General features: G+C 49.5%; 8 protein-coding genes and 1 pseudogene. 2 read left to right on the top strand and 7 right to left on the bottom strand.

Features of this window, described 5'->3' with window-relative positions; genetic code table 11:
* Window positions 1-370, top strand: a 370-nt coding sequence (locus HV355_RS22725; protein ID WP_182403592.1) for a family 1 glycosylhydrolase, incomplete at its 5' end; no start/stop codon positions are given.
* A gap of 1216 nt (window positions 371-1586) precedes the next feature.
* Window positions 1587-3131, top strand: a complete 1545-nt coding sequence (locus HV355_RS22720) for a cyclic diguanylate phosphodiesterase (RefSeq protein ID WP_182403590.1) — start codon at window positions 1587-1589, stop codon at window positions 3129-3131.
* Here HV355_RS22720 and HV355_RS22715 read toward each other — a convergent pair.
* The 7 genes and pseudogenes from HV355_RS22715 to HV355_RS22690 form a co-directional block, all read right to left on the bottom strand.
* A complete protein-coding gene (locus HV355_RS22715; RefSeq protein WP_182403589.1) occupies window positions 3128-5383 on the bottom strand; it encodes a P-loop NTPase fold protein in 2256 nt (751 codons plus the stop codon). The two genes, HV355_RS22720 and HV355_RS22715, sit on opposite strands and share 4 nt — an antisense overlap.
* A gap of 2 nt (window positions 5384-5385) precedes the next feature.
* The gene (locus HV355_RS22710) at window positions 5386-6480 is read right to left on the bottom strand and encodes a transcriptional regulator (RefSeq protein ID WP_182403598.1); all 1095 of its coding nucleotides are present in this window, start codon (window positions 6478-6480) and stop codon (window positions 5386-5388) included.
* A 604-nt stretch (window positions 6481-7084) separates the two neighbouring features.
* The gene (locus HV355_RS22705; protein WP_182403587.1) at window positions 7085-9295 is read right to left on the bottom strand and encodes an AAA family ATPase; all 2211 of its coding nucleotides are present in this window, start codon (window positions 9293-9295) and stop codon (window positions 7085-7087) included.
* A 409-nt stretch (window positions 9296-9704) separates the two neighbouring features.
* Window positions 9705-10637 carry an S-4TM family putative pore-forming effector gene (locus tag HV355_RS22700; protein WP_182403585.1) on the bottom strand — a complete coding sequence of 311 codons (933 nt, stop codon included), beginning with the start codon at window positions 10635-10637 and terminating at the stop codon, window positions 9705-9707.
* A gap of 3 nt (window positions 10638-10640) precedes the next feature.
* Complete coding sequence (locus tag HV355_RS22695; protein ID WP_182403583.1) at window positions 10641-11636, bottom strand: nucleotidyltransferase; 996 nt, start codon at window positions 11634-11636, stop codon at window positions 10641-10643.
* A 612-nt stretch (window positions 11637-12248) separates the two neighbouring features.
* A pseudogene (locus HV355_RS24325) lies at window positions 12249-12438 on the bottom strand (N-acetyltransferase); the annotation flags it as partial.
* Window positions 12439-12581: 143 nt separating this feature from the next.
* Window positions 12582-13181 carry a TetR/AcrR family transcriptional regulator gene (locus tag HV355_RS22690; RefSeq protein WP_182403581.1) on the bottom strand — a complete coding sequence of 200 codons (600 nt, stop codon included), beginning with the start codon at window positions 13179-13181 and terminating at the stop codon, window positions 12582-12584.
* Window positions 13182-13242: the final 61 nt, after the last annotated feature.

Raw genomic sequence — 13242 nt, 5'->3', positions numbered from 1 at the left:
TCTGTTAAACATGCTGTGGGATCGTTATCAGAAGCCGCTGTTCATTGTCGAAAACGGACTGGGTGCCAGAGATATTCTTCAAGACGACTTTACGGTTGACGACAACTACCGTATCGCTTATCTGAATAACCACCTGTACCAGGTCCGGGAAGCTATCGAAGATGGCGTGGATGTGATGGGATACACATCATGGGGCCCCATCGATCTGGTCAGTAACTCCACCGCGGAATTAGGTAAGCGTTACGGCTTTATCTACGTCAATCGCGATGATACGGGACGGGGCGATCTTAAGCGCTACAGAAAAGCGAGCTTCTACTGGTATGCCGATGTTATAAAAAGTAACGGTGAAACGCTGGTGCCAAATATCTGAATATCCGGATTTTGTCATACAGAAACGATGAAGTGAATACGACTTTTATCTATCGCTGAATGACTGTCTGGCCGCCGGATGGCGGCCAGACTTCGTTAATTCACCCAGGGTTAATTTATAACTTCATTATTTTTCATTTAAAAGAGAACGCAATTCGTGAATAGTGAATAGTGAATAGTGAATTATTGGTAGTCATCCTGACGGATAATTTTCGGCTGTACAGAGGACTTTCCGCTTTAATGCGAGACATAACCTGCCTGCAGTTATGCTTTAATCATTGCAGTCTGCCAGATAGCATTAAAGGCGCTGATCGAATACTTGTCATTATTGATAGCCATATCATTTTCCGGGGTGACTGGTCAGCGCTAAATGAAATTCGAACAGAAAGATCAGATGCCACCTTGATTTGGCTAACAGGAAAGGTTACTGGTCGGGTGTTCCCGAAAGGAATTCTAGGGAGTAGAACTGTTTCGATAAAACAGACATTAGCCTCGCTTCATGTGAGTTAAACCAGATACTGCAGTGTCCTGAGTCGCAAGGTGAGCGCGCCGAGGGTATATACCTGACGCATACAGAGAGTCGTCTGCTGCCATATTTTGTATCTGATTTACACATTAATGAGATTGCCCTGTTAATTGAAATGCCAGTCAAAACGTTATATGCACATCGCCAGAATATTCTGAACAAAACGGGATTGAGACAGCCTTCTTTTTTACGGTTTGTCTATGAACGAAATAAAGGGCTACCGGGTATCCAGGAAGGATTCATGAGTAATGTGATTAGTGAGGCGGTCAGCTAAAACTGGTCATCGCGAGAGCGAATATTAGAATATTCATTTTGAGAGCCATTACTCTGTTTTCCTTATTGGTCTGTCGCTGGTTGGTGGTCCCCGCAGCAATTTTTACTTCGTGGCCATAACTGGCATACTTTTTCTCACTGCAGCAGATAAAGACTTATCATCATTCCCATACGCCACACCACACTGGCCGAGCAAAACCAGGTTTCTGCGGCAATGATAAGCAACGCCAAGATTGTCAGCGCAATGTCAAATCTGTTCAAAAATATTTACCCAATCCGAACTCTGCGATTATATTCATTACAGATTACCCCAGGATGGTTTTACTTTCTTAAATAACCATGAAACAAGGGTGGTTTAATGCTTAACAAGCCATTAAATGGTGATAGGGTATTTATGAAACCACCTACAGGATGAATAATGAAATTTAGAAAATCGGTGCTGGCTGCCGGAATTCTCGTGCCCGCACTCCTGATCACACTATTGTCATCAGGTATGGCTTATCGACAGCTGGACAGGGACACTGCCGTGACGGCGGGTATTCTGATGAGCCAGGTCGACCACATCACATCCATTGCCCTGCGCGCGAATCTGGTGACTGCCAGGCTTTCCACGCGGCCCTGTGAAAGCGTCCTGCAGCAGATGACGGAGAACGGGGCCCTGACGCCCTATATCCGCAGCACCGGACTTATCCGGGATGGTATATTAATCTGTTCATCCGTGACCGGTGCCAGGCAGCAAAGTGCCGATGATATTTTCGGTGTTACCGTTTCAGCCCCTCCGGGTCGGATAAAAGTCATCGCTACAGAAGGAACCAGCAGCGTGCCAGGCCATGCTGCAGTTATCTACGCATTCGGCGTCGGCAACCGGACCACGGCGTTCAGTGTGGTGGATGCACGGTATTTCGTGGACCTGATGGACTCCCTGGATGATGAGGATCATTCGGCTCAGCAGCTCCGCTTTAATGGCGGACCCATCATTTCCGGTCGGGAGAAAACCGCCCCCCGATCCAAAGTGTTCACCGCTGAGTTCAGCTCTGATGTGAGTCAGGCGCAGCTTCGGATCCTTACCCCGCCGCTGTCGCTTCGCCATTACATCCTGCGCAACCTGATTTTCCTCGGCCCCCTGTCCTTGCTTCTGACGTTAGCCATGCTGTACATGTGGCGCCTCTGGGATACCAGAAAGATGTCTCTGGCAGAAGAAATCAGGAAAGGGATGGCAGATGGGGAATTCAGCGTGCACTACCAGCCGTTCTGTGACACCGAAACTGGCATCTGCTCCGGCGCCGAAGCCCTGATGCGCTGGCAACGTCCCGACGGCAGGAGTATTTCACCGGAGGTATTTATCCGGGCCGCTGAAGAGGAAGGTCTGATTATCAGTCTGACGCAGCATTTGTTTGGCCTGATAGAAGAGGATGTCAGAGTCTGGCAGGTGAACGCCCCTTTCCATCTGGGTGTCAATATTGCGGCCCCTCACCTGGCGGACCGGTCGTTTACTGCTGATGTTCTGAGACTGCGGGTATCTCTGGACGCCGCATTTCGCCTGGTGCTGGAAATTACCGAGCGCAGCCTGGTTGAGGACACAGAAACGGCATCAGTGAAACTCAATGAGCTACGTCAGAAAGGCTGTCAGGTGGCCGTGGATGATTTTGGTACGGGCTACTGCTCACTGAGCCTGCTTCAGAGCCTGCCGGTGGATTACCTGAAAATAGACAAAATATTCATCGACAGCCTGACGTCAGCCGATGTGGACACACCGGTACTGGACACCATTGTCGGCCTCAGCAGGCGTCTGAACCTTACCACCATTGCGGAGGGCGTGACGGCAGCACATCAGGTTGACTGGCTGATTAAAAATCAGGTGCCGTACGTGCAGGGATATTATTATGGCAGGCCCATGCCTGCCGCCGATTTTTATCGATGGTACAGTCCGATATGCATGCATAAGGCCCCGCCAGGGCCTTAGCGATCGGATTGTGAGTACCGGAATCCTGCAATGGCTTGCTCGACCTGGGCAACCAGTTCTGCATAATAGCCTGTCTTTTTGATATGCCTGATACGTATTTTAATCAGCTCTTCCTCCCCCAGAATTTCGGTCAGGCTGGCCAGTTTCAGGGTACGGTACCCCCTCTTTACTGATTTGGTGCGATGATCCCGCAATTGTAAAAGCAACTTCAGAAAAGCCTCATCTTCCTGGATCTGAGAGGTCACCCATTCCCGTACGGCGTGCACTCCGCTAATGTCACACCATGCATGGATATACCTGTTCAGCAGGGTGAAATCCGGCAGTTTATCGGTGATGGCTGTACTGTTCAGCCTGAAACCAAGCGTGTCCCGAAACGTCTCTAATGTGTCCTGGGACATCCACTCTTCCTGTTCATCTTTCGATATGCCCCCGGCCATCCCGTGTTGCCACAGCAGGTGATGCACATATTCTGTCATCCAGTACCAGGCCCGGCCGTTCCGGGCCAGTTCTGTCAGGAAGACCAGGGTATCGTCTGCATTATCCTGTAACATCCGCCTGATGAGGCGGTCAGCCACGCTGTAGGTGTCCAGGTCATGCAACTCAAACCGCGGATCTTCCGCCTGGTAGCGCCTTAGCATTTCATCGCCGTAGTCCAGGAAGAATCGCAGCAAACCGCGGCATTCAGCGGGAGTGCGGGATGCGATATGTGGCTGGGTCAGCTGGGTCAGTATGTGCTCAAACCAGGTCCTGGAAGATAAATTTATGTTCTGGATATACCCCAGCAACAATTCGGCGAGTTCCTGCTGTTTTCCCGGATGACCTGCCACCGCGAAGATTTTGTCGAAAACCTCCGGTTGCAGGACGTTTTGCGGGGCCGAAAAGGCGAAATAGTATCGCCAGTACGTCAGGCTACCCAGCCGCCTTCCTGCGGTCAGCAAGGATTTTTCCTGTTCGTTTCCCGTCCTGAACAGGTGGATGGAAAGGTCCGTCACCCCGGTAGAGATCCCCGGAACCCACTGACTCAGCGCATCGATGGTATGCGCTGAGTCAGGAAAATATCGGGACAGGTGAGTCTGCAGGCTCCCGGTCATTACTTTCAGCTCTTCTTCACTGACATAGCCTTCGCCGGACTCCACCACTGCCCGTTCAGACAGGTATGCTTCCACCCAGTCATACAGGCCGACATTCGTGGTGCGGAGCAGTTGCAGAAAGCACAGATCCGGGAAATAAACATAGTCCCGCATGCTCGCATAGCGGAATTCCAGCGCATTAATGGCTATCCGGACCTCCCTGGGGGTTTTTAGTGCTGCACCATAAATGTCGGCGACGCTCGTCAGAGCGGCCCGCATAACTGGCTCTGCGGCTTGCCCGTTTACCGTTTCGTATAACCTGATGGCCTCTTCCCTGAATTGCCGGCGCAGCACAAAGGTTTCCGGACGCGGCAATCCGAAGGAGATCTGCACAATTTTCTGTAAATACAGGTCGCCATCAGGAATTCCCAGCCCCTGACTGATAGCCTGTGACAGGACAGCTTTGTCATAACAGAGCAGGTAGCGAAAACGGGGAAAATCGGCGACCGATTTCACCAGCCTGACCACCTCCACCGCCTGCGCCGGTTCAAGACGGTCAAGATCGTCCAGCAGGACGATGAAACTCAGATCCAGCTCCGCGATTTTCTTTGCGATTTCGGCGCGCATTTCTGCCGTGGTTTTTTCTTTTCCTTTCAGCCAGTCCGAATCCGACAGGGCTTTCAGGGCTCCGCTGGCATCGGGGACCCCGGGTATCACGGCGGCGATCTGCGCGAGCGGAGCCAGTCTTCGGGCGGTCGCTCGGGTGTAATCCATGAGCGTGCGGGTAGTGTCAGTCAGCATTTCCTTCTCTTTAAGATCTGCCCGTTCGACGTCTGTAAGCCGTTTTTTTTCTTCTTCGGCAATGATGCCTGCGACCGGCAACAGAAGTGATGCCACCAGTGACGTATCACTGCCGTCAAGCCAGGGGGAAATGCTCAGGACATACGTCCGTTCTTCTTTCTGTTCATCCAGTGCCGTGCGCAGCAGGTTCAGGAGGCTGGTTTTTCCCGTCCCCCAGGCTCCTTCGATACCAACTACGGCACTGCCCTCCCGTCCGATCCCCTGAATGGCACGGGCTAGCTCGGTGGCAATGTAGGTAAATCCGTAGCGATCTTCCTCCGGTGTGCTGACGGCCCGGTCGGGGTGTTTTCCGGACAACTGCGGTTCTGTTGAATGAGCCATGGTTACAGATCTCCGTACAGGCCACGCAGACCATTCAGCGCATCAGCCAGGATTCCTTCACTGCAGCGCGCAACCAGCTCACGAATCAGCGTTTCGAAGTCGTCTGGCGGCAGGAAGATCCGCAGCCCGTCGAGGCCAAAAAAGCCGTCCTTTGAGGCGTTACCCGGTGGTGAGAACATCACGTGCTCACCGTGGTGGCCATGCGCGAGTGCGTCCGGATGGCGGGCATACAGAGTGAACAGGCCCAGCAGCTCCGAGAAATGAGTCCATCCGAATGGCACGACAAAATCCTGGCCGGTGATCAGCAGGTGCAGGCGCGGAACTTCATACCAGCCGCCGGGCCGCGGGGCGATCTCCTGTCCGTCCACCTGAATATCAAACCGCAGTGTACCCGCTTCTATCGTCTCCCTAACTGCCGGGATCACGGGGTGAGTGGCCTCTGCCAGCTGGCGCGCATCCTCCTCGCACCAGGACTCGCCCCGCAGCGCCAGCGGTAAAAGCGCCTGCAGGCGTGGCAGGGTGAAGATCTGCGCCAGGGCCTCCTCCGGGAAGGTACGCAGATCGAAGCACTGTGACGCCAGCGGGCGCAGCAGCCGTTCGGCGTAGCCCTGGTCGATGATTGGACGCTGACGCAGCGTCGCGAGAAAGTCCGTGTATTCAGCGGCCGGCGCCGTACCCTGCAGGTGAAAAATTCCCTGCAGATAGGGTAGATCGATGGGCATATTATGTTCAGCCTGCCAGGCCAGCAGCTCGCCGGTAATGTCCAGCAATATCTGCAGGGCCGGACGGGTGACCAGCCGGTTGCGGCCGTGGACACAGCCTTCCTGGGCCAGTCCGAGCAACAGACGCAATTCATCACGCGTGACCGGGGCTACGCCGAAGGTCTGGCCAAGAATGATTTTACGGTACATCTCACGAATGGCGCCCTCCCGGTCAGCCACCAGGGCCAGATAGCTGTCATCCGGCGCGGGGGTTTTCAGGGCTGTGTCCAGAAAACGTTCAGCGAGGGCATTGACGGAGGTGTTTTCGTGGCCAGCACGAATTTTCAGCGCCTCGATGAGTTTTTTGTGAAAGCGCAGGGTCAGCTGGCTCAGCATGGTTGCTCCTGTCATCGGTAGTATTTAAAGTGAGGTAAAATACATTAATGAATGTGTATCACATGAGTTAATCATCAATATTTAATTCAGTCAATTTGATGACATGATGTCACTTATCATCATGTGATACCTCGCGGTTCTTCTTTTTTTCACTGAGATCCGATTTCTCCCAAAGCCGGAAAAAACATGCTTGGTTGCTAGCGAGGGGACTGGAGTGCGGGACAGACGTTAACTGCATGAGCTCTGGCTTTCCTTAGAATTGGTTATAAAAGGCTGGATGTGCATTGTTGTTAGTTCCGGGAATAGGAGCTCTGCTTTTCCCTCTTTCAAATGTGGAAATGATTTACCTCAAACCGGAACGGTGTTTATAATCAGCTGTCGTCATCTCGGGTGTTCCCCTCTGCGCTTTTTACCGCCTGTAAATGGTTACAGGGACTTCCGGCAGTAGCCGGACTGTAAAAGGAAACCCGCCATGAAACCGAAAATTGTACCCGTTGTACGGTATACACGTTTTCGTTTCGGGCGCGTAGAGCATGTGCGTAAGCACATGCGCTCGCTCCCGACGCGTTAAGTGAACGGTACCCGCAGATGACGGCGCTGCTTGTTACTCCACTGTTTCCGACAGGTCTGCTGATTCCCCCATCATGGCAAGATAGTGATCATCGTCGTCTGTCTGAGTAAACACTTTTCTGAACATACTCAGATAACGTTCCTTATCGATGACCCCTGTAGAAAAGAGATTTCGGCCATCAGAATGAGAGTGCCGGTTGATAGCCCGATAAAATGAATCGTATTCTCCGGCATCGCTGTGTTCACTTGCCAGAGACTCCAGGGCCTCTTTAAGTTTTTCAGTTTTGCAGGCAAAACTGAAATAGTACTCAAGAATATTCCTCATCGTATTAAAAAGCACAATAGGCTGGGTTTTTCCATCTCTGACGTCTTTCAGGGTCTGCCATAACGCCTGATATTCATTGAGTATCTCGTGCATGGAGAGCTTCTCGCAGGAACTGTAGTCAGACTTAATAATTCGAAGCAGAGACCAGTTCACCGGTGCCTCTCTGTTATCCTGCAGGCGGCCGCTGTTTAAGAGTATTTCCTGGAAGAAAAACATATTGTGAGTCAGTATCACTACATGTCTCGCTGCACCTGACTTTATAACTTTCCGTTTAATAAGAGCTGCGACTTCATAAATATAGTTATGTGACAGGCTGGAAATCGGATCGTCAATAACAATAAGTTTATTCTCCGGGTGAATGGTTTCAGGGGTGAGACTGCCGGAGCATGATTCTATGAAATAAAGGAAAGAAACCATTGTTTTCTCACCCTCACTGAGGGATTTGAATACTTCCGCCTTCTCAGGCTCGCTTCCCCGGCGCAGACGGTATAGTTTCATCTCAGCATCATGGCAGATGATCTCAAAGCCGGTGATCCCCAGCAGCCTGAGATTCGCGTTGATACTGTCAATAGTGGGTTGTATGTCGGAGAGTTGTCCGGTCAGGGCATTCGTCTCGTCATCCAGCTGCTTCTTGTTTGCTTCGAGGATCCCGCCATCACGCAACCTACTGTTAATTTCATTCTGTAGTTCACCAAGCTGCCTGTCACGTTCGGTAAAGAACTCTTCGCAAATCCCTCTGAGATGCGCCATGATATCAGCGTACAGGGACTTTTTTTCCTGGGTAAAGTTTTCAGCCAGTCGGTTATTTTCCCGTACCCGGGTATTGAACGCATCCACTTCATTCTGGAGTAAGAACAGGGATTCCTGAAGGTTCTCAGGCTGTACCTTCAGAGACGGTTCTTTAATTTTATTAAGGAGTTGCTGTAACAAAATCTGAAAGCCTTTATTTACCGCTTTCACCAGAGATAAAATCTGACTTCCCTCATCAACGAAAGAATGAGTTGCAACGCGGTGTTCAAATTCGGCCAGGGCATCACAGTCCTGAGCCAGCCCTTCTGCTGCCTGGCTCAGCACTCCAAGAGAAGTCTGATAAGATTCATCGAACATCTGAGTGAGTTCGCGCAAAAAGGCCATGACATCAAAGGGCTGCTGGCAGAAGGGGCAAACATCGTCGTGTATATAATGTTGCCCCTGGCGCACCCAGTCTGCATTACCGATTTTCTGAATGAGTGAAGAGAATTGCGTGCTGCTTGCAGGCACAACAGGTTCCCGCATCAGTTTTATTGTTTCTTCCGTTAAGACAGTTGTTCGTGGAATATGAATTTCGCTGACAAGCGTTCCTTCGCTTTGACTTAACATTCGCCATTTATCAGTCAGTTCCTCAGTTGTGGTACGCACGTCTGAAAGCGGTGTTGCAACCATACGTTCGTAAAACGATCTTTTAATTTTGGCACCATCAAGGAAATCGCTGAGGATTTTCCTGTCATTGACTGTCCGGTTGAAAATATCCCTGGCACAGTGGTCGACGATCGTTTCTTTCATCCCTTCTTTTTGTGCAATCTCCTCATTAAGCTTCTCCAGGCGGGCACTCAGTTTTGTTCTTTCTTTATTATTACTGTTTATTTTATCCTGGCTTTCCTGATTGGCCTCACTGAGAGTGAAGATCCCGGGCTGATAGTCCGCACGGGCGAATTTGCTGTCAATATATTCCTGATTAAAGACCTGAAAGTGGCTGATGTGCGGGCTCTCAAAGGCGCAGTGTCGGTATTTATCCGCCTGCCGGTCATAAAAATAGCCTGATACCGTGGATTTCCCCGAGCCGTTCTGGCCGTAGATGAGTGTCACCTTACTGCTGAGATCAAAGCAGATATCCCGGTCAGGCGCGTAGCTTCTTACGCCCCGGATCCTGAGTTGAGCCATTTTTTTCTCCTTATCCCTGAGTTCTTTGAGCCTTTCTATCGTAGCCCACTTTTCATTCTTGTTGTGTCATCCTGATCAGATTTATCTGAACCACTCTTGCGTTCCAAATCTGACATGACCGGAAGTGATGGCCTTCGTGAATTAATTGAAGTGAAATTGCTTTAATGGCAATAAATTCTTTTGTGCTTTTTAGTCATTAATGTTTTTTGAGCAACAATATTAATCAATTACTGTCTTATATGTATCAGTGCGCATCATCCCCAATGAAGATCCGAAAACCCTGAAAGCCGGATGCTAACTATCTGAGGTGAAGGTGACTATGTGTTTATGCTGGCAGCCAGGCAACCTGAATGGTTTTATCGTGATGTGCTCCGGCATACGTAAATCCCACACCGGAGCTAAGGAGGGATTACTTCTGAAGGTGCAGCTCCTTCAGATTCGTTTCAAAGTAATCAACATAAATTCGCTCATTTTTGGGCTTCATTATCAGCTGAATACCGTTGGGAACGGGCGGACATGAGGCCCGGTAGGCGAACATCTCATCCTGGATATTCCGTAGCGTATAACCCAGTTGCTCTTCTTCTGCCCTTCCGGACACCCTGATGCCGGATAATTCCTTCTCAACGTACTTTTTCAGCTTCTCGCTTCTTTTCATACTGCTACGATTATCCAGAAACTGAAGCAAGAAATAGCGGATGACCGGCAGTGTGAACACCACATAGAAGAGGATCTCATTCAGTCCGGATTTCATGGCGATGCCGTAAACAAGCATCGCGACAGGCGAGACAATAAAAGCTGAAAGATAAAACACGTGCAGCACCTCCCTGAGCGATTTGTCCCAGCCGAGGTTTTTTCCGTGGCACAGGAGCGCCATTACGGCCAGCGGCGCGTCATACACCTTACTGACGTACCACCCCTCTTTGCCAAATCGTTTTCGTGCTTTTTCCGGACTGTCCCTGAAATAGGCAGCTTCCCGGATGATGTCATCGCGAGGGATCTCCTCCACCTTCAGGTCATTGCGCCGGATGCCCAGTACCCGGCAGTCGTACATTTCCTGGATTGAGGCTGCCTTCCTGCGCAGTGCAGCGATGTGTCCGCTGATGATAATGTTAAAAGTAAGCACCAGCAGTCCATACAACCCCAGCAGTGAAGACAGCAGCTCTGAATCGACAAAGCCCCGGCTCCGGTTGTATACGGTAACGAGCGAAAGCAGGAGCGGCACGATGATGCTGAAGATAAAATTCAGCCTGTTCCAGTATTTTACCCTGTCGTAAACACGGGCCTGCGCATACAGTAAATCCAGGTTTTCTCTGGTCGACTGGTTCGTGTAAATGGCATTCATAGTTCACCCGTAAACAGGAAAGAACGGCCCGAACACATCGCGCCATTTATTGATGGATTTTTCATACTCTTTGTTCTCCTCAAACCATCTCGCCTCCGATACCTTCTGCGCATCGAGATAACATCTGTCAGATATCGCCTTACGCGCCTCGGCTGAAAGAGAGTTGATATCTCCTTGTATGCCTTTGGGATCGTTGACGGAGAACTGTACGTACAGACCGAGATGGCGGAAAAGCGCTTCCAACTCCATATCGACAAACGATGAGCAGACTGCCTTGCCGGCGTAATAGTCCAGAATCATCGTCTCCAGCAGGTAGGAACTCATGGAGGGCATCGTCGGTCGCCGCTGCCAGTACTTGACTGCTCTGATGACATTCAGCACATTGCCGTCATTCTGCACATTGACAGTTGTGACTCTGTCCCTGTCTTTGCGGGGGTCGGTAAACTTCCAGTGGCCTTTGCCGTCGGGGATCAGATAGTAAGTCCGTCCAAAGGCATCTTCGCTGGTAATAAAGCAGGGTACGATGTCAAAATTCCAGTCCTTGCTGACCAGTTTCAGCGTGACGGCTTCCTGGTTACGCCTGATATCAGCCTGGGCATACTGGGCAATGTCCTGCAGGTGGTTTTTAAAGGCATTCAGAATTCTGACGGAGCAGATAGTGTCAGCTCCGGAATGCCGATATCCGTGCAGGCGCGACCCCTCGCCGGAAGAGGTCAGAGTGATCCGGTCACTCAGAACGTTATAGGTGGCACTCTGCGCGGATAAGCCGAACATCAGATCGATATCGTCCAGAGGACGGATTTTGGTTCTTCTGGCAAAGGATCCAAAGGCAATATGGATCGCTGGATAACTCACCGGAAATTTATCGTCCTTCTCAAAATCATTCATCTTACCGATAAGCCAGTCGCGACTTGCACGCACGTCATCGGTATCTGCCTTTTTGAGATTCACGATATCTTTCATAAATTCGTTAAAGGCAGCTATTACTGTGGTCGCCATGTTCAGTCCTTTAATTATTTATTGCAAAAGGCGCAGGGCTCTGTCGTACATCTGAACACTCCAGTGCCCTGGAAGAGTCGGTACAGTTTATTCTTAGTACCACAAGTTCACTACCGTCTCGCTCTCTACAAGGGCATATAATTTACATGGGAAGTAAGAGCCTCGTTCTTTTATTGAAGATAATACAAATATTTCTAATCATTCATGCCAAATAAGCAATAATGCGATTGTGTTCAATATTTATCATTAGTATTGCGTTATCAGTACAAATCCTTCTTCTCTCCTCCTTAGATCCGAAAAAAGTAAAGTCGGATCTGGACTAAGTCATCGTAAGGAAAGGTGAAAGAGATACGGCAGGAGAGAGTTCAAAGCTAAATGCAGGTGTAAACCGAAGGTCTGCTTTGAGCGAGAAACGGAAGTTGTCGCATAAGAGAATTAAGCGGTTGAGAGCGTTATTGGGGTGAATTATGCCGCTTGCGCGGCATTATTTTCTTTTATTTCCTGAAACATTTAACCGTTTTTATTGCTTTTAGAACACTTTGAGCGAGCTGCGCTCCTTAACGGCGCAAGAGCAAAATAAGCTTGGACTGAGAGTTTGCAGAGCAAAAATTTAAGCATTCTCATAAGCTTGGCTGGGTTGTCAGCACACACTCCCTTTTCCAGCACAGACTTTGTAACCACGCTGCTTGCCCCACTCACCGTGCCACTGCTAATTTCCTTTATTAGAATTGTTGCTCCACTTCCCACTACTACGGCGTTGCCTGATACTAAATATCCAGTTTTCTTTAGAGAAATCGGGACCGTCACTCGCCAAATTAAAATTCGGATTGAGCGAACAACTGTACATATAGTCATTGTGTATTATTCTTGGAACAATGTGATGACTCAGTGCGCAATTAAAATAACCATTCCCGATTTGCGATGACGCTTTTATAAAAAGCAGTTTCAATTGGCCTGGACTATGAATTCATCAAGAAAATGCTTCAAGTCCTCATCAATAGTCTTTGTGACACCCTGTTCAAAATTAGTAATTAAGACATCGGAGTAACCATTCAAAATCGCCATCAACTGACGCGACGTGCGGGCACAATCAGCAGCATGGAATACATTAAGACTGACACCTTCGATAAGAATTTTTTGCATTTCACTTAACCACAAACCAGCGACTTTTCTACTAAGTTCATCATAAGCAGGGTTGTGAATGCCAAGGTAGTTGACTGCACGATAAAGATACCAGCTTGAGTCGTTGTGGCCCGGAAGATAGTAATCAGTAAAAATATGTAACTTCGTTAAAGGGTCTTTCTTATCAGCGGTTTGGATAAAAGTCTCTACCTCTTTTTCAAGATGCTGCGAACAGGCCTCCAGGCAAAGTTGTTGCCAGTCACTGAAGTAATGATAGATATGACTTCTTGAAATCCCCATAAAATCAGTTAGCTGTCTGGTTTTAACGTTTTCAATCCCGTCTTTTACAAACAATTTGACTGCTGCAGACAATAACTCTTCTCGTAACCCTGGCGCTTCCATAAAAACTCCCATCGTTGACATTGAGCGAACGCTCAAGTAGATTTGCGCTCAATCTTGAGCGGATGCTCAACACCATTATACA

Origin of the sequence: Enterobacter sp. RHBSTW-01064 (genome assembly GCF_014103035.1) — a bacterium.
Classification (GTDB): Bacteria; Pseudomonadota; Gammaproteobacteria; order Enterobacterales; family Enterobacteriaceae; genus Enterobacter; species Enterobacter mori.
Note: the sequence above shows the minus strand (reverse complement) of the source record. Positions and strands in the feature narration are given on the sequence as shown.

Excerpts from the sequence above, each read along its gene's own strand:
- HV355_RS22700 (WP_182403585.1), bottom strand. The coding sequence starts at position 10,637 with ATGAATGCCATTTACACGAACCAGTCGACCAGAGAAAACCTGGATTTA.
- HV355_RS22695 (WP_182403583.1), bottom strand. The coding sequence starts at position 11,636 with ATGGCGACCACAGTAATAGCTGCCTTTAACGAATTTATGAAAGATATC.
- HV355_RS22720 (WP_182403590.1), top strand. The coding sequence starts at position 1,587 with ATGAAATTTAGAAAATCGGTGCTGGCTGCCGGAATTCTCGTGCCCGCA.
- HV355_RS22715 (WP_182403589.1), bottom strand. The coding sequence starts at position 5,383 with ATGGCTCATTCAACAGAACCGCAGTTGTCCGGAAAACACCCCGACCGG.
- HV355_RS22710 (WP_182403598.1), bottom strand. The coding sequence starts at position 6,480 with ATGCTGAGCCAGCTGACCCTGCGCTTTCACAAAAAACTCATCGAGGCG.
- HV355_RS22690 (WP_182403581.1), bottom strand. The coding sequence starts at position 13,181 with ATGTCAACGATGGGAGTTTTTATGGAAGCGCCAGGGTTACGAGAAGAG.
- HV355_RS22705 (WP_182403587.1), bottom strand. The coding sequence starts at position 9,295 with ATGGCTCAACTCAGGATCCGGGGCGTAAGAAGCTACGCGCCTGACCGG.